Annotated in this window: 21 protein-coding genes; 12 read left to right on the top strand and 9 right to left on the bottom strand. The window is 74.1% G+C overall.

The annotated features are described in order from the left end of the window. Positions 1–6: 6 nt before the first annotated feature. Positions 7–750, bottom strand: a complete 744-nt coding sequence (locus ABT015_RS13775) for a hypothetical protein (protein WP_350879123.1) — start codon at positions 748–750, stop codon at positions 7–9. Positions 751–923: 173 nt separating this feature from the next. Between ABT015_RS13775 and ABT015_RS13770 the strand changes: the two genes are divergently transcribed. The 3 genes from ABT015_RS13770 to ABT015_RS13760 all read left to right on the top strand — a co-directional run bounded on the left by ABT015_RS13770 (position 924) and on the right by ABT015_RS13760 (position 4,486). Then, positions 924–1,658 carry a Crp/Fnr family transcriptional regulator gene (locus ABT015_RS13770; RefSeq protein WP_350879122.1) on the top strand — a complete coding sequence of 245 codons (735 nt, stop codon included), beginning with the start codon at positions 924–926 and terminating at the stop codon, positions 1,656–1,658. A gap of 81 nt (positions 1,659–1,739) precedes the next feature. Further along, positions 1,740–4,220, top strand: coding sequence for an ATP-binding protein (locus ABT015_RS13765; protein WP_350879121.1), 2,481 nt, complete (start codon positions 1,740–1,742; stop codon positions 4,218–4,220). Between the two features lie 32 nt (positions 4,221–4,252). Then, entirely contained in the window at positions 4,253–4,486 is a 234-nt protein-coding gene (locus ABT015_RS13760) for a hypothetical protein (protein WP_350879120.1), read from the top strand. A 7-nt stretch (positions 4,487–4,493) separates the two neighbouring features. Here the strand turns inward: ABT015_RS13760 and ABT015_RS13755 are convergent, their stop codons facing one another. Beyond that, positions 4,494–5,288 (bottom strand): FHA domain-containing protein, encoded by a 795-nt coding sequence (locus ABT015_RS13755; protein ID WP_350879119.1) that lies wholly within the window; start codon positions 5,286–5,288, stop codon positions 4,494–4,496. A gap of 141 nt (positions 5,289–5,429) precedes the next feature. On the opposite strand from ABT015_RS13755, the gene ABT015_RS13750 reads away from it, so the two are divergent. The 7 genes from ABT015_RS13750 to ABT015_RS13720 all read left to right on the top strand — a co-directional run bounded on the left by ABT015_RS13750 (position 5,430) and on the right by ABT015_RS13720 (position 13,901). Next, the gene (locus ABT015_RS13750; protein WP_350879118.1) at positions 5,430–7,154 is read left to right on the top strand and encodes a serine/threonine-protein kinase; all 1,725 of its coding nucleotides are present in this window, start codon (positions 5,430–5,432) and stop codon (positions 7,152–7,154) included. Positions 7,155–8,491: 1,337 nt separating this feature from the next. Continuing rightward, a complete protein-coding gene (locus ABT015_RS13745; protein ID WP_063350276.1) occupies positions 8,492–8,680 on the top strand; it encodes a YegP family protein in 189 nt (62 codons plus the stop codon). A gap of 108 nt (positions 8,681–8,788) precedes the next feature. After that, on the top strand, positions 8,789–10,018 hold the full coding sequence (locus ABT015_RS13740; RefSeq protein WP_350879117.1) for a glycosyltransferase family 4 protein: 1,230 nt from the start codon (positions 8,789–8,791) through the stop codon (positions 10,016–10,018). Further along, positions 10,015–11,256 carry a glycosyltransferase gene (locus ABT015_RS13735; RefSeq protein ID WP_350879115.1) on the top strand — a complete coding sequence of 414 codons (1,242 nt, stop codon included), beginning with the start codon at positions 10,015–10,017 and terminating at the stop codon, positions 11,254–11,256. The genes ABT015_RS13740 and ABT015_RS13735 overlap by 4 nt, the downstream gene beginning before the upstream one ends. Continuing rightward, a complete protein-coding gene (locus ABT015_RS13730) occupies positions 11,231–12,112 on the top strand; it encodes an SGNH/GDSL hydrolase family protein (protein ID WP_350879114.1) in 882 nt (293 codons plus the stop codon). Before ABT015_RS13735 ends, ABT015_RS13730 begins: the two co-directional genes overlap by 26 nt. 103 nt (positions 12,113–12,215) lie before the next feature. Next, positions 12,216–13,343 (top strand): NUDIX domain-containing protein, encoded by a 1,128-nt coding sequence (locus ABT015_RS13725; protein ID WP_350879112.1) that lies wholly within the window; start codon positions 12,216–12,218, stop codon positions 13,341–13,343. Between the two features lie 141 nt (positions 13,344–13,484). Further along, positions 13,485–13,901: a DUF6188 family protein gene (locus ABT015_RS13720; protein WP_063350273.1), complete on the top strand. Its 417-nt coding sequence runs from the start codon at positions 13,485–13,487 to the stop codon at positions 13,899–13,901. A gap of 107 nt (positions 13,902–14,008) precedes the next feature. On the opposite strand, the gene ABT015_RS13715 is transcribed toward ABT015_RS13720, so the two are convergent. The 5 genes from ABT015_RS13715 to ABT015_RS13695 all read right to left on the bottom strand — a co-directional run bounded on the left by ABT015_RS13715 (position 14,009) and on the right by ABT015_RS13695 (position 17,672). After that, positions 14,009–14,383: a hypothetical protein gene (locus tag ABT015_RS13715; protein ID WP_350879111.1), complete on the bottom strand. Its 375-nt coding sequence runs from the start codon at positions 14,381–14,383 to the stop codon at positions 14,009–14,011. 63 nt (positions 14,384–14,446) lie between these two features. Beyond that, positions 14,447–14,842 (bottom strand): roadblock/LC7 domain-containing protein, encoded by a 396-nt coding sequence (locus tag ABT015_RS13710; protein WP_350879110.1) that lies wholly within the window; start codon positions 14,840–14,842, stop codon positions 14,447–14,449. A gap of 82 nt (positions 14,843–14,924) precedes the next feature. Further along, positions 14,925–15,920 carry a hypothetical protein gene (locus tag ABT015_RS13705; RefSeq protein WP_350879109.1) on the bottom strand — a complete coding sequence of 332 codons (996 nt, stop codon included), beginning with the start codon at positions 15,918–15,920 and terminating at the stop codon, positions 14,925–14,927. 88 nt (positions 15,921–16,008) lie between these two features. Then, entirely contained in the window at positions 16,009–16,392 is a 384-nt protein-coding gene (locus ABT015_RS13700; RefSeq protein WP_063350270.1) for a hypothetical protein, read from the bottom strand. Between the two features lie 671 nt (positions 16,393–17,063). Further along, positions 17,064–17,672, bottom strand: a complete 609-nt coding sequence (locus ABT015_RS13695; protein WP_350879108.1) for a TetR/AcrR family transcriptional regulator — start codon at positions 17,670–17,672, stop codon at positions 17,064–17,066. A 235-nt stretch (positions 17,673–17,907) separates the two neighbouring features. Between ABT015_RS13695 and ABT015_RS13690 the strand changes: the two genes are divergently transcribed. Together ABT015_RS13690 and ABT015_RS13685 are read left to right on the top strand one after the other, a co-directional pair. Next, on the top strand, positions 17,908–19,518 hold the full coding sequence (locus tag ABT015_RS13690; RefSeq protein WP_350879107.1) for an amidohydrolase: 1,611 nt from the start codon (positions 17,908–17,910) through the stop codon (positions 19,516–19,518). A 187-nt stretch (positions 19,519–19,705) separates the two neighbouring features. Continuing rightward, complete coding sequence (locus ABT015_RS13685) at positions 19,706–21,256, top strand: APC family permease (RefSeq protein ID WP_350879106.1); 1,551 nt, start codon at positions 19,706–19,708, stop codon at positions 21,254–21,256. A 54-nt stretch (positions 21,257–21,310) separates the two neighbouring features. Here the strand turns inward: ABT015_RS13685 and ABT015_RS13680 are convergent, their stop codons facing one another. Beyond that, entirely contained in the window at positions 21,311–22,318 is a 1,008-nt protein-coding gene (locus ABT015_RS13680; RefSeq protein WP_350879105.1) for an MsnO8 family LLM class oxidoreductase, read from the bottom strand. A 72-nt stretch (positions 22,319–22,390) separates the two neighbouring features. After that, positions 22,391–23,590, bottom strand: a complete 1,200-nt coding sequence (locus tag ABT015_RS13675) for a peptidoglycan-binding protein (RefSeq protein WP_350879104.1) — start codon at positions 23,588–23,590, stop codon at positions 22,391–22,393. Positions 23,591–23,714: the final 124 nt, after the last annotated feature.

Raw genomic sequence — 23,714 nt, 5'->3', positions numbered from 1 at the left:
GGCGCTTCAGCCCCGTTCGTTGTAGTGGACGTACTGGCCACCGTGGCCGACGGCGAAGACCGGGCCGCTCCCCGTGGCTCGGACGAGTTGCCCCGCGGACGGCGGCTCGGCTTCCGCCGGCCGCTCGCGGGAGCCGGACTCCGGGCCGGGACCGCCGCGCGGCCCGACCGGGCTGCCCGGGTACCAGAGCCAGGCCCGTGCGGCGTACTCCTTGACCCGGACCTCGGCCGCGGTGAAGGCGCCGGCGTCGAGCCCCTCGTGGCCGTGCCCGACCGTCTCCTCGTAGTAGTGCTGCGACAGCATCGCAGCCACCGGGGTACCGTCCGGACCGTCCAGGACCGCATGCCGCAGCGGGGGCGAGTCGAGCAGCCGGGCGAGCGCCTCGAACGGGGTGCCGGAGACGGTGCCGTCCGGATCGAACCGGACCTCCCCCGCGTGCGCGGCGGCCCGTACCCGCAGCCGGGCGTCCGGGCCGGCGTGCCGGTTGTGCTCGCGGATCCGCGAGCCCAGCTCCGGCAGCAGCGGGACCAGCAGTCCGGCCTTGGGCAACCCGGCCGGGGCGACGAGCCGGCAGCCGTCGCCGGTGTCCACGTACGCGAAGTCCCGCCGGTCCAGCTCCGCGACGCCGAGGGCGCCGAACAGCGCGGACCGCAGCACACCGCGGATCTCCTGCAGCCGCTGCTGACCGCGGCCCGCGGAACCCGCGATGTCGCACGCCAGCAGAGCTCGGTACTCGTACCTCGGATTCACATTCCCTCCGCGATCACGACGAGGGCCGGCAGTTCGAGGATCGAACCGCCGTCGGCACCGAATTCCCGGTGCCGACACGATGGTTAACCAGAACGTAGAGGAGGGGTCCTCGGGTAGACCGGCTACTAATACGGCTTGTCCGGCTTCGGCCGGACGAGGAGGAGGAGTGACCGATGAGCAACACACGGATGCGCGGGGCCGGGGCCTACTGGCCGACGACCGGGCTGCTCGGCCGGGTCGGCGAGGCCGACCGCCGAGTCCTGCTGGGGCTAGGCCACGGCGTGGTCTACCCGGCCGGTCAGATCACCATCCGCGAGGCCGACACCTCGGACTTCTCGCTGCTCCTGATCGGCGGCACGGTGAAGGTCACCGCGCACGCACAGGACGGCCGGGACGCGCTGCTGGCCGTACGGATGGCCGGGGACCTCGTCGGGGAGTTCGCCGGGATCGACGGTCAGCCGCGCATCGGCACCGTGACCGCCTGCGGCCGGGTACTGGCCCGCTACATCCTGCCCGCCGAACTGCTGGCGTGCACGAAGCAGCACCCCGCCATCGGGCTCGCACTCAACGCGAGCGTGGTGGCCAAGCTGCGCACGGCGACCAGCCGGATCGTCGACTTCACCGGTTGCGACGTGCTCGGGCGGCTGGCCAGGATCCTGCACCACCTCGCCGTCACCTACGGGCGCCCCGGCCGCAACGAAGCCCATCTCCCGCTGTCACAACCGGAGATGGCCACGCTGGTCGGCGCCGCGGAGTCGTCGATCCACAAGGCCCTGCGGGCCCTGCGGGAGTCGGGCGCGGTCGTCACGGGCTACCGCAGGATCACGATCCTCGACCTGGACCACCTCGCCCGGATCGCCGCCGCGACCGAACCGGCCGGTTCGCGGGCGATCTCACCGAACAGCTAAAAGCGCCGGGTTCCGACGACGGGCCGGCGCCAGCATGACCGAGTGCCGGAACCCGAGCGTCGGAGAGGACCGGAGAGACAGATGCCAGAGAACAACGGTGCTCCGGACGGTTCCACGCGGATCCGGGCGGGCGACGTGTCCGGAACGATGATCGTCGGCAACCGGAACACCGTCACCAACCTGAACATCACCACCGGACACGGTTCGGCCATCACCGTGAACGCGGGGCCTGCGCCGACCCCGGTCAAGCGTCAGCCGATCTCCCACCTGCCGCGTTCCGCCGCCGATCCGCCGATCGGTCGGGAGCGGGAGCTCCAGGTGCTGCAACAGGCCATCGGAACACGGCAGTTGGTGCAGATCTGGGGCGCCTCCGGGGTCGGCAAGAGTGCGCTGCTGCGCCACCTCGCCCGCACCCTGCCGCGCGGGCCCGAAGGCGCGGCCTACATCGAAGCCGGCGGACGGACGGCCGACGACCTCGCGCAGGCGATCTTCGACATCAGCTTCGACGCGCCGAACTACAAGCCGTCGCTGGAGGTGCTGAAGGAGCACCTGAAGACCCTGCGGCTGCGGATCTACCTGGACGACGCGGGACTCGACGAGAAGGACCTGCACCGGCTCTTCGACCTGGCCGAGCACTCCACGTTCGTCTTCACCTCGCAGCGCCGGTCGTCGGTCACCGGCGTCCACACGATCCGACTCGACGGACTGACGGCCCCGGCCGGGGTGGTCCTGGTCCAGACGGTCCTGGCCCGCGCGCTGCGGCCCGACGAAGCGCGGACCGTGACGGCGCTGTGCGACGCCCTGCACGGCAACCCGCTCCGACTGCGGCGCATCGCCCTGTCGGCCGCGACCGGCAAGGGCCTGCCCGGCATCGCCGAACTCCCCGCGCTCCTTCCCGCGCTGCTCAACAGGCTCCGGCCGCAGGAGCGCGACCTGCTGTACCTGCTCGGCTCGCTCTCCGGCGCCGAGTTGGCCGCCCGGCAGCTCGACGCCCTGCTCGGCCGCACGGACGCCAAGGCGCTCGCCGACGGCCTGGTGCGGCACGGTCTGCTGGTCGCCTCGGAAACCGGCTACGGGTGTCCGCCGGACGTCGCCGAGTGCGTGCTCAGGAGCCGGATGACGCAGTTCCCCGCCGCGCCGCTCTGCCAGGCGCTCACCGCCTGGGTCGAGTCGCGGGAGACCACCCCGGACGAGGTCGCGGCCCACTTCCAGGCCCTGGACGTCGCGGTGCTGGGAGCGGAGCGGAGCGGACAGGCGCAGCTCGGCGTGGAGTTGGCCCGTGCCGCCTCGCCGAAACTGGCGCTCTCCCGGCAGTTCGACGCGTGGGGCAGCCTCCTCGGAGCCGGCTGGGCCGCCGCGAAGAGCGCGGGAGACCGCGCGGGCGAGGACTTCTTCCTGAGGGAGGCGCGCACCCGCCGCAAGGCGATCGGCCGGGCGGCGCTGACGACGGCCCTGGTGCTGGAGGCGGGGGCGCTCTGGCAGGAACTCGCCGCCCTGCAAGCGCACTCGGTGGCCCACCAGGCCGCCACGACGGCGATCACCGCCGTGCCGCCGATCGCGCCTCTCGCCCCCGTCGTACCGGTCGCTCCCGTCGTACCGGTCGCTCCCGCACCGACCGTGGCCACCCCGCCAACAGTCACTCACCCGGCGGTCAGCCCCCCGACGATCACCCACCCGGTCCCCACTCCCACTGCGTCGGCACCCGTGCACTCGGCGACTCCGCCGCAGGTGATCGACCTGTCCCAAACCGCCCAACAGCCCCTGCCCACCAGCCACGTGGCCGGCACACACGCCATCCCCTCGCACGCAGTACCGCAGAAGATCGACCTGTCGGGTGCGCACAGCTCCGCCACGCACTCGACGCACGCCGCGGGCGGCACCACGGCCACAACCAGCACCGGTCACACGGCAGTCACCGCCACCGGTGCGGCGGCTGCCAAGGGCGGAGCAGCCCTCGTCGTCGCCTGCGTGGTCGGCGCCTCAGCCGTACTCGGCGTGGGCGCCATGGTCTACACCCAGAACCAGTCGAACCGGGCTACGACGGCCCAGCCCACCTACTCGCCGGCCCCGCCTCCGAGGGTCTACACCCCGGCCCCGCCGGTCCACACCCCCGCCCCGCCGGCCCCGGCCCCGGTCGTCACGCCGGACCCCGTCGATCCCGTGTGCGCAACGGTGGTACAGGAATTGGGAAAGGAGACCCAGCAGCACAACGCCGACCTGACCGCCATTCACAGCGCCTTCGACTCGTACAACAACGCCGTAGCCGCGTACAACTCACGACGGACCTCCACCCTTCCCGACGACAGCGTGGTGAAATCCCGTATCGACATCATCCTCAAAGACCTGCGCGCCAGCGAGTCCACGGTGCGGGGAGCCCTGTCGCAAGCGCGGGACGGATCCGTGGTATCCGACCTCAAGGGCCTTCTGACCGCTAGCCAGCAGGAGGAGAACCAGTTCCGCGCGACTCGGAAAAATCTCACCACCGGCTACAACACGGCCAGCCAGGCTTCGGCATACAACTCGGCCTGGCAGAGTCTGGTGATCCACTGCATCGCCTGGTAATCCGCCACAAGACCGACCAGGAAAGGCCGACCATGCCTACGGAATCCACCCCCGGCACCATCCACGCCGGAGACGTCTCCGGCACCTTCATCGTGGGCGACAACAACCACGTGACGAACACGAAGCATCACCCCGAGCAGCCGCAGCCCCAACCGCGCCAGCAGAACACGGCCGAGGACCAGGCAGCCGTCTTCGCCGTGGAACACGGCACCATGCACGTCACGTACAACCACCACGCCGAGGCCGCGCCCGAGACGGAGGCCTGAGAAACGCTCAGCCCTGATCGGCCAGCAGCTCCAGGTCCTGGGCGTTCAGCGTCGCCGTCTTCAGCAGTTCCCTGATCAGGTTGACGCTGAGCGTCGAGCCGACCGGCTCGCCGACCTCGTCGCGCGTCAGTCCGCGCACGCCCCGCCGGCGCAGCCGGTCGCGCACGTCCTCGACCGTGTTGGCGACCGATTTGTGGGTCCAGAACTTGGTCGCGTGGGGCGAGGCGTTGACCAGCCGGGCGGTCTCCTCCCAGGCCGACGGGAGCGGGAAGGCGTCCTGGCCCTCCAGGTAGCGCCGGGCGAGTGCGGTGAGCACCAGCCGCTCCTGGAGGGAGAGCAGGTAGACCGTCTCGGGGGCCGCGGTATCGGCGTTGCTCGTGGAACGGGGGTGCAGGTCGTCCCCGTCCACGACGCGGACCTCCACCAGGTGGGACCGCCGCTTGGACGAGTTGATCACCAGCGGGGTGTACCCGGGTCCGATGATCCGCTTGTGGCTGGTGAGCATCAGCACGCCGTCGGGCAGTTCGATCGGCAGAGCGCCGGTGTTGACCAGCCACCAGTCGCCGTCCGGCCCGGCGCAGGTGAAGACGCCGTGCCGACGACTGACGGTCGGGGCGTCGACACCGACCGGTACGTGCACGTCCTCGCGGTCGCGCCCGAACAGCAAGGTGTACCGGCGCGGCGGCACGGCGTACCCGCCCTCCGGGCCGAGCACGAAGATCGTCCCGGGCGGGGCCGAGGGCACTCTGCCGGAAGGACTGCCCGGCGGCAGCATCTGGGGTGGGAAGTCCTCGTACGCCATCTCGCATACCTCCGCCTCGGCTCGCGCCAGTGTATGAGCGCACCGAGAGGACCATTCCTCCTGCGGGCGTGCGGCGTGTCGAGCTTGCGGAATCACCAACTCCGCTTGCCCTGACTGGACTTGCTCGATAGCCTGCCCGCCGTGAGCGAGATCAGCCGGCGAGCTGCCGCGATCGACGGCCTGGTCGCCGAACCACTCGGCCCGGGCGATCCGCAGGAGATCGGCAGCTTCAGCATCATCGGCCTGCTCGGCACCGGCGGCATGGGCGAGGTCTACCTCGGGGTCTCGGACAGGGGCTACGCCGCTGTCAAGCTCGTCCGGCCGCGGCTGGTCCCCAGCGAGCGCTTCGAACGAGAGGTCGGCATCCTCTACCGCGTGCCACTCGGAGTCGGACCGCGGGTGCTGGCGAGCGACGCCACTGCGGAACGCCCGTGGTTCGCCACCGAGTACGTTCCCGGGCTCACGGTGGACGAGGCGGTCCGGCTGCACGGCCCGCTTCCCGCCGAGGCGCTGTGGCTGCTGCTGGCCGAGACGGCCGCTCGAATGCGGGCCGTACACGCGTCCGAGATCGCGCACCGCGACATCAAGCCCGCCAACGTCATGCTGGTGCGCGACGGCGTGAAGCTGATCGACTTCGGCATCGCGCGCGCCGCGGACCAGGCGAGGCTCACCAGGAGCGGTGACAGCTACGGAACGCAGGGCTTCTCGGCACCGGAACAGCAGGCCGGGGACGAGGACGTGGCGGCGCCCGCGGACGTCTACTCGCTCGCGGCGCTCCTGCTCTACGCCGCCTCGGGCCGCACGCCCGGCGCCGTTCCCGACGTGGGGCCGCTGCGCGCCGTGGACGCCGACCTCGCCACCCTCCTCGGGCCCTGTCTCGCCACCGGCCCCGGAGCACGCCCCACCGCCGACGAGATCGTCCTGGCGACGCGCACGCACCGGCTCGACCCTCCCCCGTCCTGGCCGCCCGAAGTCATGTCACGCATCGACGCTCGACGTGCGTTCGCCGAAACGCCGGTCGGCAAGCTGGAGACCGTCCCGCCACCGGACACGAGCGCGGACCCGAAGCCCGACGTCGGGCCCGCACCCCTCGTACCACCTCGCCGCCCGCGCAAGCACCTGCTCCTGTTGCCGATCGCCGCGGCGACCGCCCTCGGCGCGGTCGCGGTGTTCGCCCTCAGCCCGTCCACCTCCCCGCAGCACCACGACGCGCAGGAGTCCAACGGCGTGCAGGTCGCCGTCGAGCCCTTGGCCGGGACGACGCACGGGCCCTCCGAGAGCCCGAGCGCCTCGATCTCCGCCACCGCCACCGCCACCGCCACCGCCGAACCCTCTCCCCCGCCTACAACCGCCCCGGCCGGCACCACGCGGGCACCCTCCCCCAGCCTGCGGCCTTCGACCTTCGCTGCCGCCGAACCCGCTACCCGGCCCCCGACCACCCCACCCGGCACGGCCACCCCACCGAGCACGGCCACCGCCGCACCCTCAACGGCCGCCCCCAGCCCCACCTCGTCATCGATCCGCGGCATCAACGGCAGCGACGACCCGGCACAGGTCAAGGGCTCCGAGGCGGACACCAGTTGGTTCGGCCCCGATGCCGCCTGCTCCGCCTGGCTGGACGACAACGGCTCCGGCTCGCTCGCGGGCGTGCTCAACACCTCCCTGGCCCAAACCTGCGTCGCCGAGCTCGCCCGCAGCGACGGCATCACGTACACCTTCCGCGCCTCCCTGGGCGCCGCGAAGACGAGCTTCGTCCCGGACATCGGCTACACGATGTGGATCTGCGTGTGGAACGCGAACAACCGATCCGGCGAGCAGTGCTCCGCCCGCTTCGGCATGAACGGCACCACCCCGGTCCGCCGGTGAAACGAGGCTGCCGCAAGGAGCACTCCCGGGCCACCACCCCCAGCCGGCGGGCGGAGCAACCGGGTTGGCCCTACGGTGCGGCGCGAGGGGGTCACCTGAACGGAAGGCTGCTACTGGCACGGCCGGGAAATTCGAGCTGTACAAGGACTTCTGAATCGAACCTCCCGCACTCAGGGGATGAAGGTCCACTCACAGCGTTTGACCTGCAGAAACGCTTATCGCTGTCTCTCCTCGCCAGACAACCGCACTCATTCGTCTTGTGCACCCGATGTGCGCCCAAGGGCCAACCCGCCTGACGGCCAGTCGAAAGCATCCGGAGCCTGCTGGGCCTCGACGCGATCACCACTGAGAGCAACGAGACTCAGCTGCTCGACGGCATTCACGGTGCCGGTCACGGTGACCGGGCACGGGCGCAGATCCATCCCCGTACGTTCAGGGCCGACCACTGCCAACGACCCTCAGCCATCACCCCAACATCCACGTGCGAGTACCCTTCGAGAGCGCGGGACACGGCAATGACAACTCACCTCAGAGTATGAAGAGATGATGGCAATACATGAGATCTCCCTCAGGCTGCCATCCGATCGAACTAAATCAACCGGAGGACTCTGAGCCCAATCGCCGCACGTCAGCAAGTGTCGGCCCCGCGCTCGCGGGGGTTGCTCCGTCAGCGAGCTCGTGGCCGCCTTGTCCTCACCGTCGGCCCCGCTCGCGGGGGTTGCTCGGGCACCCTGTGATCGACGGTGCCCTGCGCGAAGTCGGCCCCGCGCTCGCGGGGGTTGCTCCGGGCAGTACAGCGCCCCCTCGATCTCCAGCTCGTCGGCCCCGCGCTCGCGGGGGTTGCTCCGCCGGCCGGTTCTCCGTCCGGCTGCTCACCAAGTCGGCCCCGCGCTCGCGGGGGTTGCTCCCGGGCGTTCATCGCGACGATCGGCACCCGGGCGTCGGCCCCGCGCTCGCGGGGGTTGCTCCACCACCAACCAGGAGCGGATCGCCCGCACGCTGTCGGCCCCGCGCTCGCGGGGTTGCTCTCAGAACAGTGTGGTGGACCTGGACAAAGGCCGGCCGGCCCCGCGCTCGCGAGGTTGTTCGGTCGCTGTCCGTGACTAAGTGCCCAGGGTTGAGCACCCGCCCAACGGGCAACCGCCAGCGACCGTCACTCCCCAAAAGAAACTCGCCATGTGCACCGCCTTCCCTCACGGCCCCAGCAGCGGCCAGGCAGTACCCGGCTCCGCGACTCGAACAGTCGCCACCCGACTGGGCCAACTGTCCTGCACTCCAAAGGGTTTGGCCCTACCTTTCGATCGAGGGGGTCACCTGAACGGAAGGCTGTTACTGGCATGGCCGGGAAATTCGAGCTGTACAAGGACGAGAGCGGGATGCACCGCTTCCGGCTCAAGGCGAGCAACGGGACGGTCATCGTCACCGGGGACCCGCACGAGAGCAAGGACGAGTGCCTCAGGAGCATCGAGTCGCTCCGCAAGCTCGCGCCGTACGCGGAGCTCAAGGAGGCGGCCGGGTCGCACTGAGGCGGCGCGGTGCGGGCGCGGGTCGGCGATGCAAATCGCCGACCCGCGTTCGCTTCTATGACAGATCCCTTTGGCCGGGTGCACGCCGGGCGCGGAGAGAACACTGGCATGCGCGTCGTCATCGTCACCGAATCCTTTCCGCCCGAGGTCAACGGAGTCGCCCACAGCGTGCTGCGGACGGCCGAGCATCTGGTCCGCCGGGGCCACCAGCCACTCGTCGTCACCCCCGCACCCGCGCGGGGCGCCGCGTGCCCGCCGCACACCTTCGGCGGCTCCGAAACGGTGGAGCTGCCGGTGGTGCGCATTCCGTCGGTGCCGCTGCCCGGATACCCGCAGGTGCGGATCGCGCTGCCGAGCCGGCAGCTGGCGGCCGCCGTCGCCGGGCACCGGCCGGACATCGTGCACCTGGCCAGCCCGTTCGTGCTCGGCGCGCGCGGGGTGCAGGTCGCGGCCCGCCTCGGTGTCCCCGCCGTGGCCGTCTACCAGACCGACCTCGCCGGGTACGCGCACGCCTACCGGGCCGGGCGGGGCCTCGGGGAGGCGGCGGCCTGGCGGCGGATCCGGGCCGTGCACCGGGCCGCCGCCCGGACGCTGGCGCCGTCCACCCCCGCCGCCCAGGACCTCACCGCGCACGGAGTGCCCCGGGTGCAGCTGTGGCCGCGCGGGGTGGACTCGGTGCGGTTCCACCCCCGGCACCGGGACGAGGCGCTGCACCGGGCGCTCGCCCCGGGCGGGGAGGTGCTGGTCGGGTACGTCGGGCGACTGGCGCCCGAGAAGCGGGTCGACCTGCTGGCCGCCGCGTCGGCCCTGCCCGGGGTGCGGGTGGTGGTGATCGGGGACGGGCCGTCCGGGCCCGGTCTGCGGGCCTCGATGCCCGGCGCGGTGTTCCTCGGCCGCCGGACCGGCGAGGAACTGGCCCGCTGTTTCGCGACCCTGGACGTGTTCGTGCACACCGGCCCGCTGGAGACCTTCTGCCAGACCATCCAGGAGGCGATGGCGAGCGGCGTGCCGGTGATCGGTCCGGCCGCCGGCGGCCCGCTGGATCTGGTCGCGCACCACCGGACGGGCCTGCTGGTGCCGCCCCGGGACGGCGCCGCGGTGGCCCGGGCGGTGGCGGAACTGGCCGCCGACCCGGGGCGGCGGGCCGCGTACGGGCGCGCCGGACGGGCCGAGGTGACCGCGCGGACCTGGGAGGCGGTCGGCGACCTGCTGCTGCGGCACTACGCGGAGGTCCTCACCGAGCACCACGGCACACCGGCGGCTCCCCTTTCCGCTCCCCCTTCCACTCCCCCGGCGGTCGTCGAGCCGGTCGCCGTCGTGGAGGAGCTGCCGGCATGACGGACACCGCCGACCGCGAGCCGCTGACCATCGTGCGGCTCGCGAACTTCGTCACCCTGGTCTCCGGGGGCCTGCGCACCGCGCTGCGCCACCTCGGTGCCGGCTATCTGGCCGCCGGGCACCGGCCGGTGCTGATCGTGCCCGGGGAGCGGCGCAGCGAGGAGGAGGGCGAGCAGGGACTGGTGGTCACCCTGCCCGGGCCGGTGCTGCCGGCCAGCGGCGGCTACCGGGTGCTCACCGACCGGCGGGCGGTGTCCGCCGAACTGACCCGGCTGAAGCCCGACCGACTGGAGGTTTCCGACCGCACCACGCTGCGCTGGACCGGCAGTTGGGCCCGGCGGCACGGCGTCCGCTCAGTGATGGTGTCGCACGAGAGCGCCGTCGGGCTGCTGCGCACCTGGGGGCTGCCCCGCCCGCTCGCCGACGCGGCCGCCGACCGGCTCAACGCGGCGACGGCCCGTACGTACGACGCGGTGCTCTGCACCACCGACTGGGCGGCGGCGGAGTTCCGGCGGATCGGCGTGCCCAACCTGGCCCGAGCCCCGCTCGGCGTGGACCTGGACGCGATGCGCCCGCTGCCGCCGGCCGCGCGGGCCCGGGAGCGGGCGCGGTACTGCGGGCCGGACGACGTGCTGCTGGTGCTCTGCTCCCGGCTCTCGGCCGAGAAGCGGCCCGAGCGGGCGGTCGAGGCGCTGGCCGCACTGCGGGCCCGGGGGCTGCCGGCCGTCCTGGTGGTGGCCGGGGCCGGACCGCTGCGGGACCGGCTGGCGGCCCGGGCGGAGCGGCTGCGGCTGCCGGTGCGCTTCCTCGGGCACCTGGGCCGGCGGGAGGAACTGGCCCGGCTGCTGGGCTGCGCGGACGTGGTGCTCGCGCCCGGGCCGGTGGAGACCTTCGGGCTCGCCGCGCTGGAGGCGCTGGCCTGTGGGACGCCGGTGGCGGTCAGCCGCTCCTCCGCGCTGCCCGGGCTGGTCGGCCTGGCCGGGGTGGCCGCCACCGACACCGGCGCCGGATTCGCCGGGGCGGTACGGGAGTTGCTGGCACGCCCGGAGCAGGCGCGGCGGGCCGGCGCCCGGGCCCGGGCCGAGCGGTACGGCTGGCCGGCCGCGGTGGCCGCGTTCCTCGCGGCCCACGACGCGCCGAACCCCGGCGTACGGAACCACGGCGTGCGGAACCCCGGCGTACGGAACCCCGGTGCGGTGGAGGAGGGTTGGGATGAGCGTGCTCGGCACCGGGCGTGACCGGTCCGCGGACGGCCGGCCGGCCACCGGCGGGCCGGTGCGGTTCGTCGCGCTCGGGGACTCGCTGACCGAAGGGGTCGGGGACCCGGTCGGTGAGGGATGGCGCGGCTGGGCCGCCGTCCTGGCCCGGTCGCTGGCGCCCGAAGGCGGCGTCGAGTTCACTAACCTGGCGTGCAGCGGCGCCCAGACCACGGACCTGACGAATCGTCAACTCCCTTCCGCGCTCGCGCTACGGCCGCGGTTCGCGGCCGTGGTGATCGGCGGCAACGACACTCTGCGGGCGGGCTTCGACATCCGGCGCACCACCCTGGAACTGGACGCCACCCTGGGCGAACTCTCCAGCCACGGCGCCGTCCTGCTGACCGCCTGCCTGCCCGATCCGGGCACCCTGCTCCGCCTGCCCGCGCCGCTGGCCCGACCGCTGGCGCGGCGGATGCAGGCCGTCAACACCGTCGTGCACGCCCTCACCGCCCGGCACCGGGCGGTGCACCTGCACATCGCCGAGCTGCCCTGGTACGCGCAGCGCCGGCTGCTCAGCGTCGACCGGCTGCACCCCAGCGCCGAGGGCCACCACCTGATCGCCCGCGGGTTCCACGAGCTGCTCGCCGCCGCCGGCCACCCCCTCGGCCCGCCGCCCGTCGACACCCCCGCCGAGGCCCCGCCCGGCCGGGCCGCCGACCTGTGGTGGATGGCCACCCAGGGCACCCGCTGGGTGGCCGCCCGAAGCACCGACCTGCTGCCCGGACTGCTCGCCCTGGCGGCGGCCGAAGGCCTCGCCCGGCTGCGCGGGTCCAACGGACGGCACGACGAGCAGATGGCCCGCGCGGCGGCGCAGGCCCTCGCGTCACTGGGGTGAGGCGGCGAGGGCTCGGCCAGGCCCGCGGGGGGAACCATGAAGGAGGTCCGCCGAGTCGTCGGGGGGCACGGCCTTCGAACCGGGCCTGACGGAGGGAGCAGCGGTGGACGCGTCATCCGGGAGCGGGCGGGAGTTGCTGGCGGCGGCGGGGGTGCTGTTCCCGGACGGGCGGGGGCGGGTGCTGGTGGTGCGGTTGCCGTACGACCGGAAGCATCCGGTGGCGATCCCGGGCGGCGGGTGGGAGCCGCAGGACCGCTCGCCACGGGAGACCGCGCTGCGCGAGGTGGTGGAGGAACTCGGGTTCACACCCCGGCTGGGGCCGCTGGCCTGCGTCGACTGGACGCTCGACCACTTCCGGCCGCCGATCGCCGCGTACCTGTACTGGGCGCAGCCGCTCACCGCCGAACAGGCCGCGGCGATCCGGCCGGACGCGGCGGAGGTCGGCGGCTGGGCCTGGCTGACCCCTGACCAGGCGGGCCACGCGCTGCCGCCCCTGCTGTCCCGCCGGGTCACGGCCTGTCTGCGGGCGCCGCGGTCGGCCGGTCCGCTGGAGCTGGAGGACAGCAGGCCCGTGGGGCACACCCTCGACCACCTGCCGGCGGACGAACCGCCGCCCGCGTACACCGGGCTGGCCGGGGTGCCCGCCCTGGGCCCCGCCCCGGACGGGCCGGGGGCGGGGCCCGGGTACGAGCCGCCGATGGACCGGGCCACCTACATCGCCACCCGCCCGCGGATCCGGGCCAAGGCACGGGCCCTGTTCACCGACGACGCCGGGCGGGTCCTGTTGGTCCGGCTGCGGCCGTGGGAGGGGCCGCGCGGCCGGGTGCCGTACTGGACGCTGCCGGGTGGCGGGATCGAGGCGGACCGGGAACTGCCCCGGGCGGCCGTCCGGCGCGAGATCCGCGAGGAACTGGGCTGGGAGGTCGAACCGGGGCGGCTGCTGGCGCTGGACTGGCAGCCCGGGGCGGCCGCCGACCCGGAGGCCGACCCGGCGACCGGGCGGGACACCGCGGTGCTGGTGTCCGTGTTCGACGGGGGCACGGTGACGGAGCGGATGCTCGGTTCGATCGCGCTGCCGGAGGAGGAGCTGGTGGAGTGGCGGCTCTGCGGCCCCGCCGAGGCACGGGCTCTGCTGACCGGCCCTTCCTGGGCCCGGACGGCCGCCGCGCTGGCCGCGCGGGAGCGGGCGGGCGGGCCGGCCGAGCTGGTGCGCGGACGCGCCGCCGGGTAGCGGCGGGCGGGCCGGGTGGGCCGGCCGGGCCAGGCGGGCGGGCGGGTCGAGCGGGTTCAGGAAGGCGAGTCAGGCGGGCTGGTCGGGCGGGGCTGTCGGGCAGGGCGGACAGGGCCGGGTCGGGTGGGTCACACTGGGGCCATGCAGAACGGGATCACGCAGCACGGGATCACGGAGGCGCTGGCCGGCCGGCGAGTGGCGTCGGTCAGCGGCGGCGACCGGCTGGACCTCACCCTCGACGGGCCGGTGACCGTCCGGGTGGCGCACGAGTTCCGCCTCGCCGCGCCCTCCTTCACCGCCCCGGCGGAGGTCGAGCACTACTTTCCGGCGCTGACCGTCCGCCCGACCGGCACTCTGCTCGCGCTCGTCGGCCGGACCGTCGACACCGCCGAGATCACCCTCGCCGGCGGCCTGGAGCTGGCCTTCGCGGAAGGCGGCGCGCTGTCCGTCCCGCCGCACGCGCAGCTCGCGCCGTGGAGCGTGGAGACCGCCGAGGGCGCGGTGTGCGCGGGGCTGCCGGGCGGCGAGGTCCGGTGGACGGCGCCCGGCGCGGCCTGAGCCGACGCCGGGCCGACGCTTCGTCCGGTCGGACTCTCCGGACTCTCCGGACTCTCCGGCCTGTCCGAGCTTGTCGAGCTGTCCGCCTGTTCGAGCTGTCCGGCCTGTCAGACCTCCAGCTCGGCCTCGATCCTGGTGAGCTGGTGGCGGGCCATCGCCAGGTTGGCGCGCGCCTTGTCCAGCGCCAGGTAGAGGAAGAGGCCCTTCCCGGTGCGTCCGGCGAGCGGCCGGATCAGGTGGTACTGGCTGCTCAGGGTGATCAGGATGTCCTCGATCCCGTCCTGTAGGCCGAGCATGTCCATGGTGCGCATCTTGGCGCGGACCACGTCCGTGTTCCCCGCCGCGGCCACGTTGAGGTCCAGCCCGCCGGGGCCGTCGAGGGTGGCGAGCGCCATGCCGCTGTTGTAGTCCACGAGTGCCGCGCCGATGGCGCCCTCGATGCTGGTCATGGCCTGCTTGAGCGCGCCGGCTGCGTCGGTCATCTGGGTAACTCCCTTTCGGTGGTGGGGTGGTGGGGTGGTGGGGTGCTGGGGTGATAGGTGCGGTCAGGCCGGGTCGCGCGGGTCCTTGGGCAGGAGGCTGTCGCTGAGCAGCCCGGCGATCCGCTGGGCCGAACGGCGGGCCTCCAGGTGCAGCCGGCCGACGTTGACGTCCGGGTGCGCCAGCAGGGCCAGCACGCAGCTGCCCCCGGCCGCGTAGGTGGCGACGTAGCCGTGCTCGCCGCGCACCAGCGACTCGCGGAACTCGCCCTGGCCGGTGGTGTCCGCGAGCCGCTGGGCCAGCGACAACGAGGCCGCCGTCATCGCGGCCAGGCCGGAGGGTTCCGCCCCGTGGGTGTCGTGCGCGACCAACAGGCCGTCCACGCTGGCCACCAGGCCACCCGCGAGGTGCGGGACGCGCTGCTTGACGGCGCGGAGCTCGGCGAGCAGTTCGGTCTCCAAGGCGATCAGTTGTCTCCTTCCGACACGCTGCTTGAGCGCCCGCCTCATGGCCGGGACGGCGGGGTCGCGGGTGGAGAGTGGTTCAAAGTCGGGCCTCCAGAAGGGTTCGGACCCGGGTCAGCAGCGCGATGTCCGGGTCGGGGACGGCCAGCGGGTGGGCCGCGGCCGTGGTGGGCGGGCGATCGGAGCGGGTGGGGGCCACGGGGCCGGACGGCATGGCGCCGGCGAGGGTGGCGCCGGGGACCCGGCGGTGCAGGCCTCCCGGCTGGCGGGCGGGGGCCGGCGCGTCGGGGGCCGGCGCCACGGGCGTCGCGGGTGCCACGGGTGTCGCGCCGCTCGGTGCCACCGCCACCGCGGGTACCACCGCCGGTGCGGCGTGCCGCGGGGCGGCGAGCAGCCCGGCGGCGGCCAGGCGGCGGACGTCCGCCGTGACGCCGAAGCCGGACCGGCCGAGCAGCCGCGCCAGGTCCGCCGGGGTTCTTCGGCCGTCGGCGTGGTCCAGCAGTTCGCACCGGCGGCGGCCGGGCGGGCGGTGCGACGGCCGCGGGACCGGCACCACCGGGCGGACCGGCGCGGTGTCGAGCTGCGGCCAGGGCCAGATCCGTTCCAGCAGCCGGCCCCGGCGCTCGACCTCGCGGCGCAGCCGGCCGGGGTCGACCGTGGCCACCGGGCCCAGCCAGTGCCGGGCGTCGGGCTCGAACCGCCAGACACCGCCGGTCCGGTCGGCGAGGACGAAGAACGCGGCGTCGAAGAGCGTGCCCAGGTGGCCGAGTTCGAGCTCGCCCCGGGTGAGCAGCCGCCGTTCGACCAGTGCCTCACCGACCCGGGCGCGCGGGCCGTGGAGCCGGAGCAGCTCCGCCCACTGCCCGGGGGTGATCCGGCCGCAGCCGGTGAGCAGTTCGGCCAGGCCGGGTGCGCGCGGGGAGTCGGCGTGGGCCACCTGGCCGTCGACGAGGTGCAGGCTGCCGAGCGGGCCGCGCAGGGCGCCGGTGGCGCGGCGGGCGGCGAGCAGGCCGAGGGCCTCGCCGGGGGTCTGCGGCGGGGCGGGCGGGCGGACGGCGGCGGGCGCGGCGGTCACCGGGGCCACCGGCCGGTGGAGCACGGACGGCGGGGGCGGCCCGCCCGGCGTGCTGGCCGAAACCCGATGGCCGCGGTGGGCGTCCCGCTCACCCCAGCACCAGTTCCTCGGCGAGCGCCTGGAGACGGTAGCGGGCGGCGGCGAGGTTGCCCTGGGCGCGGTCGAGCCAGAGGTGGAGGACGAGGCGGCTGTCGAAGACGGTGTCGATGAAGCAGATGAGGTGGTAGCTGCGGCCGGCGGTGACGATGACGTCCTGCAACGGCGACCGCCGATCCTCCGCCCCGGTGAAGGTCTGGCTCTCAACGGCCGCCCGCACCAAGTCGGTTGTCTCGGCGGCCGCGGTCTCGTGGTCGCCGGTCGGGCACTCGCCGAGGCTGCCGAGCGCGAGTCCGCTGCTCCAGTCGACCAGGCTCGCGGAGCGTGCCCCGGAGATCGACATCGCTCCGGCGAGGCATTCGTCGATACCCGGCACACCGGCTCCTTCGAGGGGGTCTGGGCAGCCGGGCGCAGCACGGCACGGCCGGGCCGCCACCAGCAGTGGCGGGCTCGACACGGAAGGCTACTGCCGGATTCCATATGACGAACATTCCAATGGCATATTCACATCAGTAGCGTCCACTTCCGGCCAAGGTGTGACAAGGCGTCAGCGACCGCCGCCTGGCGAACCCGCTGGCCCGGGGGCGGTCGCGGACCGCGACCCACCGCCACCCGCCGACCACCTGGCAGGGGAGCTTGGCCGAGAACCGGCCGCATGGCAGGGTTTCGACCGCCGGCCTGCGGTAGAAGGGCCGGGCGAACAGGTCTACACCACCGGGTCGCCGCCCGACTGCCGCCGGAACCTCCGGCGCCTCCGGTGCCTCCAGTACCTCCGGACATGACGAAGGGGCCCGTTCCGCTGGACGGAACGAGCCCCTTCGAGTGGAGCGCCAGGCCCGGGTCGCACGGACTCTTCCTACTGAAAGTAGGACGTGCTCTGGTAGCACCGCTGACGCCTGTTCGGAAGTTTGTTTCCCTCCCGACGAGAAGAACATTAGCAGGTCATCACGCCTGCTCAGAAACCGGATGGAGGAACGGGACCGGACCCGGCGGCACCGCGGCGACCCGACCCCGGCGCGACGGCCCCGACCCCGACACGAAGGGCGGTCAGGGCAGTAGCGCCCGGTAACCCGCGATCAGGGCGGTGAGGCCCAGCTCGAAGGCCCGGTCGGCGCGTTCGCGGCCGGCGGGGACGGCATCGAGGGCGTCGGCCAGGCGCGGGGTGGCGTCCCGGTCGACGGCGTCGACCATGACGTCCGGGGCGACCAGGTCGAGCGCGGAGCCGCGGATGAAGCTCTCCAGGGCGGTGATCACGCCCATCACGTCCCGCGCGGCGAAGCCCGCGCCCTCCAGGGTGGCGACGGCGCGCTCGTACAGCGCGTGCATGAACGGCTCGGCGAGCGGGGCGGTGGCGAGCAGGCGGACGATGCCCGGGTGTTCGGCGAAGGCGTCCCGGTAGGCGTGCGCCCAGGTGCGCAGCGCCGCGTCCCAGGGCTGGTCCCACATCGACTGCTCGCCGATGGTGCGGACGAGTTCGGCGCGCATCAGGGCGACGATCTCGGCCCGGCCGGCGACGTGGTGGTAGAGCGCGGAGGGGCTGACCTTGAGGGCACCGGCGAGGCCGGGGATGGTGAGGTCGCCCGCCTCGTCGACCAGCCGCAGCGCGGTGTCGACGATGCGCTGCCGGTCCAGCAGGGGTGTGCGCGGCCTGGCCATGCCGGTTCCTCGTCTTTCGGGAAGTCTTTCGGGGAATCCTTCGGGAAGCCCTTCGGGGAGTCCTTCAGGGGGCCTTCCGGAGCACTCTCAAGATCATCGTTACCCAAGCGTTACTGAATGGCTTTCAATAAAACTCTTCCGCACCCGCCGGCGCCGCGCCTACGGTAACCGAACCCCATTCGGTTTAGGCAGGTCGCCCTCGTCACCTGCCGCGACCCGGAGAGGACGCTCCCCCATGCGTGCCGACACGATCTTCACCGGCGGCCGGATCCACACCGGAGACCCCGCCCACCCCGCCACCCACGCCCTCGCCGTCACCGCCGGGCGGATCACCGCCCTCGGCGACGCGGCGCTCGCCCTGCGCGACGACCGCACCGAGACCGTCGACCTGGCCGGCGGCGCCCTGCTGCCCTCCTTCGGCGACGGCCACCTCCACCCGCTGCTCGGCGCCATCGGGCTGCGCGGCGTGCCGGTGCGCGACTGCACCAGCCTGGCGGAGGTCGTCGAGGCCGTCCGCAGCTGGGCCGCCCGGCACCCAGAGGCCGAGTGGATCACCGGGGACGCCGTCAATCCGTGGCTCGCCGAGGGCGGCCTGTTCGACGCCCGGCTGCTCGACGCCGCCGTCCCCGACCGGCCCGTCCTGCTGCGCACCATGGACCACCACACCGGCTGGGCCAACAGCGAGGCGCTGCGCCGCGCCGGGTACGGGCCGGACACGCCCGACCCCGTGGGCGGCGAGATCGTCCGCCGCCCGGACGGCTCCCCGCTCGGCACCCTGCGCGAGTTCGGCGCCCTCAACCCCGTCCTCGCGCTCGTCCCGCCGCTCCCGCTCGCCGAACAGGTCGCCGCCCTGCGCGAGACCACCGCCGCACTCGCCGCCGCCGGGCTCACCTGGCTCCAGGACGCCTGGATCGAGCCCGCGCAGGTCGACACCTGGCTCGCCGCCGTCGCCGAGCACGACCTGCCCGTCCGGGCCGGGCTCGCCCTGCTGCTCGAACCGGACGGCTGGCGCGCACGGCTCCCCGGCCTGGCCGCCGACCGGGAGCGGGTCGAGGCCGGCGGGCGCGGCCGGCTCACCGCCCGGGCGGTCAAGTTCTTCGCCGACGGCGTCGTCGAGTCCGGAACGGCCGCCCTGCTGGCGCCCTACAGCGACTGCCCGCACTCCCACGGCGTCGCCAACTGGACCGGCGCCGAACTGGCCGACGCCGTCACCGCCGTCGACGCGCTCGGCTTCCAGCCGCACATCCACGCCATCGGCGACCACGGCGTCCGGATCGCCCTGGACGCCGTCGAGGCCGCCACCCGCCGCAACGGCCTGCGCGCCCGCCGTCCGGTGATCGCCCACGTCCAGTTGGTCGACCCGGCCGACCTGCCCCGCTTCGCCGAACTCGGCGTGATCGCCAACTTCGAACCGCTGTGGGCCCAGACCGACCCGCTGATGACCGAACTCACCCTCCCCCGGCTCGGCCCCGAGCGCGGCGCCCGGCAGTACCAGATCGCCGCGCTGCTGCGCGGTGGCGCCCGGGTCTCCTTCGGCAGCGACTGGCCGGTCACCCGTTACGAGCCGCTGGCCGGTCTCGCCACCGCCGTCACCCGGCAGACCCCGGACGGCCTGCCGGCCGGCGGCTGGCTGCCCGAGGAGCGGATCGGGCTCACCGAGGCCCTCGCCGCGTACTCGGCGGGTGTCGCGCACCAGGCCTTCGAGGAGGCGGAGTGGGGCGTGCTGCGGCCCGGGATGCGGGCCGACCTGGTGCACCTGGCGGCCGACCCCTACGCGGTGCCGGCCGACGAGCTGGCCGCCGTCCCGGTGGCCGGGACCTGGCTCGGCGGCCGACGCACGCACTGAAGCCTGCGCACGCACTGAAGCCGACACACGCACTGAAGCCTGCGCACGCACCGACCCCCGAGGCGGGATCCCCCGTCCCCCGCCCGCCGGAACGCCCCCCACGGCGTCCGCACCCCGTCGACCGCCCGCCCCCGATCGGCGGCCGACCGCTCTACCCTCGTCCGTACGACCCCAGGAGAGCTCCCCCATGACCCTGCCCTCCGACGCGGCCTCCCCGACCGCACCCGGCTCCCCCCGCACCGGCCCCGGCACCCGCCGCGCCGGGCCCAGCAGCACCGGCCCCGGCACCGCAGCCGCCGGCTCCACCGGCCCCGCCCGCCTGGAAGGCGGCGTGCTCGGCACCGGCGACATCGTCTTCTTCGTCGTGGCCGCCGCCGCACCGCTGACCGTGATGGCCGGCGTGGCCCCGTTCGCGATCGCCTTCGGCGGGATCGGCACGCCCGTCGCCTACCTGGCCACCGGCGTCATCCTGGCGCTCTTCGCGGTCGGCTTCACCACCATGACCGCGCACATCCGCAACGCCGGCGCGTTCTACGCCTACGTCACCCGCGGCCTCGGCCGCCCCGCCGGGCTCGGCGCCGCGCTGCTCGCGGTGCTCTCGTACAACGCCATCCAGATCGGCATGTACGGCGCCTTCGGCTTCTTCGCCCACACCACCGCCGCCGACCTGCTCGGCCTGGACCTGCCCTGGCCGGTCTGGGCGCTGCTCGGCGTCGCGGTGGTCTGGCTCCTCGGCTACCGCTCGATAGACCTCGGCGCCAAGGTGCTCGGCGCGCTGCTGATCGCCGAGACCGGCATCCTGCTGGTGCTCGCCGTGGCGGTGCTGGTGCGCGGCGGCGCGCACGGGCTCGACCTGTCCTCGTTCGCCCCGCACAACGTGTTCTCCGGGGGCATGGGCGGGGTGCTCGGGCTCTCCTTCGCCGCGTTCATCGGCTTCGAGGCCACCGCCATCTACCGCGAGGAGGCCCGCGAACCACGGCGGACGGTGCCGCGCGCCACCTACGCGGCGATCGCCTTCCTCGGCCTCTTCTACACCTTCATCACCTGGATGATCGTGCAGGCCTTCGGCGCCACCGAGGCCGTCGCGACGGCCACCGCCGACCCGGCCGGGATGTTCTTCACCGCGATGACCGACTACGTCGGCGCCTGGGCCACCGACCTCCAGCGGGTGCTGATCGTGACCAGCCTGCTCGCCGCGCTGCTCGCCTTCCACAACACCATCACCCGCTACGGCTACGCCCTCGCCACCGAGCAGGCCGCCCCGGCCGCGCTCGGCCGGGTCCACCCGCGCCACGGCTCCCCGTGGATCGGCGGCATCGCGCAGTCGGTGCTGGCGGCGGTGGCCGTCGTGGTGGCGGCGCTGATCGGCGCCGACCCGTACAACCAGTTCTTCCTCTGGGTGAACTCCCCCGGCGTGGTCGGCATCCTGGTGCTGCAGGCGCTCGCCGGGCTGTCCGTGTACGCCTTCTTCCGCCGCCATCGCGAGGCGGCCGCGAGCGCCGGGGCGTTCCGGACGGTCGTGGCGCCGGTCGCCGCCACCGTGCTGCTGTGCGGGGCGACGGCGCTGGTGGTGTGGCGGCTGGACCTGTTCACCAATGCCGGGCCGGAGGTCAACTGGCCGCTGGTGGCGATCGTGCCGGTGGTGTTCCTGACGGGCGTCGCCATCGCGCTGCGGCTGCGGGCGCGGCGGCCCGAGGTGTACGCCCGGCTCGGGACGTCGGAGGTCGACGCGGGCTGAGCGGGCGACGGCTCCGCAGGCACGGCCCGCCTGCCTCGGACCCGGCCGGCGGCCTCAGGCCTGGCCGACCGCCTCGGCGAGCAGCCGGTAGGAGTCGAGGAGGGCGGCGCGGTCGTAGGTGCTGGTGGTGACCAGGAACTCGTCCGCGCCGCTGCGCGCCACCAGGGCCGCGAGTTCGGCGGCGGCCCGCTCCGGGGTGCCCGCGATGTGGCCCTTCAGCGACTGCTCGTAGGCGGCCTGCTCGCGCGGGCTCATCGGCCGGGCCAGGATCTCGGCGGCGGGCGCCAGCGGCGGGAACTCGCCGTGGGTGCGGGAGTACGCGCCGGACCACGCCTCCGGAACGAGCAGTTCGCGCGCCCGGCCCGCGCTCCCGGCGACGGCGACCGTGCCCGAGACCACCACGTACGGCTCGGCGGCCTGCGCCGAGGGACGGAACCGGCCGCGGTAGCGGTCGATCGCCGCGAGCATCCGTTCCTCCCCCCGGGCGGCGGCGATGACCAGCGGCAGCCCGGCGTCGGCGGCCAGGTCGGCGCCCGCGCCGGTGGCCAGGACGAAGGCCGGCACCCGCAGGCCCTCGGCCGGGCGGGCGTGGACTCCGGGGTGGGCCTGCTGCGAGCCGTCGAAGTAGCCGAGCAGTTCGGCCAGCTGGGCGCCGAAGTCGTCCGCGGAGTCCTTCTCCCGGCCCAGCGCCCGCCGCACGCCGTCGGTGAATCCGACCGAGCGGCCGAGCCCCATGTCGATCCGGCCGGGGAAGAGCGAGGCGAGCACCCCGAACTGCTCGGCCACCACCATGGGCTGGTGGTTGGGCAGCATCACCCCGCCCGTGCCGACCCGGATCCGGGTGGTGGCCGCCGCCACCGCCGCGGCCAGCACCGTCGGCGCCGATCCCGCCACCCCGGGCACGCCGTGGTGCTCGGAGACCCAGAAGCGGTGGTACCCGAGCCGCTCGGCCTCGCGGGCGAAGGCCACCGTGTCCCGCAGCGCCTGCGCCGGCTCCTCGCCCCGTCTGGTCCGGGAGCGGTCGAGGACGGAGAGCCTGATCGTGGGCGCGGCGCTGGTCACGCGGTGGACAACGCCCGCCGCCGAGCCGGGCATTCCCCCCTCCGCCATGCCCCGGGTGCGGACGGGCCCCGGTCAGTCCGTGACGGCGAAGCCCTGCGCCGCGCCCAGCCGGCCCAGCGAGTCCTGCCCCGGGATCCCGTCGGCGGCGGCGCCGGTGTACCCGCACCGGCGCTGCCACCCGGCGTAGGCGGTGACCGTCAGGCTGCCGAACGAGCCGTCCACCCAGCGCTGTTCGAGCAGCCCCTCGTCCGCCAGGGCCTGCTCGACGATCGCCACCTCGGCGCCGTACGTCCGATGCCCCTGTTCGGCGCCGGGGTCGGTGCGGGCCGCCGCCACGACGTGCGCGAGCGACACCGTCCGGGGGCCGGGCAGGTAGCCGAGCAGCCGCCGCAGCGAGGCCTCCCCCGGCACGCCGTCCGCCGCCTGGCCGGAGTAGCCCAGGCTCTGCTGGTAGTCCGCGTAGTTCTCGGTGTCCGCGTCGCTCCAGTTCGGCCCGGGGCCGGAGCGGTAGTGGGCGCCGAAGCCCTGGGCGACGAGCCCCCGGCCGACCACGGTGACCTGGTAGCCCTGGGCGCCGTAGCCGTACGGGAGGCCGTTGATGGTGGTCTGGTACCGGGCCGGGGTCGGATCCGCCGGGGGCACCGGGGGGTGCTGCGAGGGCGTGGGGATCGGGGTGCCGGGGCCGGCCGTGAAGTCGGGCCAGGAGCCGGGGTCGGTGTGGTCGTTGAACGGGACGTGGGCGTGCGCGTACCAGCCGCCGCTGGCCTCCCACACCTGCTCGTCGCGGTGGCTGGTGAAGTCGACCGGCCGGCCCATCGGCCAGACGTCGGGCACGCCCCAGGAGGCGATCCAGGCGTGGATCCGGTCCCAGCCCGCGCACGGGGTGTCGACCAGCCGCGCGTACACGGTGCCCTGGTAGGTGCAGTAGGGGAAGAACACCGCCTCGATCTGGATCACCACGCGCCCGGCCCGGTTGGTGCGGGTCGGGCTCGTCGTCGGGCTGAGCAGGCTCTTCGAGCGGGAGTCGGCCGGGAACAGCTGGGTGATCCGGCCGCTGAACGGGTCCCAGACCAGGTGCGGCGCGTCGCCGGCGCCGCTGCCGGTGAAGTAGCTCACCAGGTCCTCGTAGGTGCACCAGTCCTGCGGTGCGGCGGCGGTCGCGTCGCGGTCCCAGGTGATGTGGGCGATGGCCCTCGGGGGGTACTGCTGGTCGGTCGGCGCGTGGTCGCCGAGGTCGTGGATCTCGGCACCGGGCAGCCACAGGTCGGACATGCGGTCTCCTCCAGGCGGCGAACGGACGTCATTGCGGGTATCGGCAGGTTCACCCTCCGGATTGACCCCAACGGCGCAATGCACGGCGATGAACCACCCGTGCTCGCGCGCCCGTTCGGATCTG

This window comes from Kitasatospora sp. NPDC094016, from assembly GCF_040304045.1.
Classification (GTDB): Bacteria; Actinomycetota; Actinomycetes; order Streptomycetales; family Streptomycetaceae; genus Kitasatospora.
Note: the sequence above shows the minus strand (reverse complement) of the source record. Positions and strands in the feature narration are given on the sequence as shown.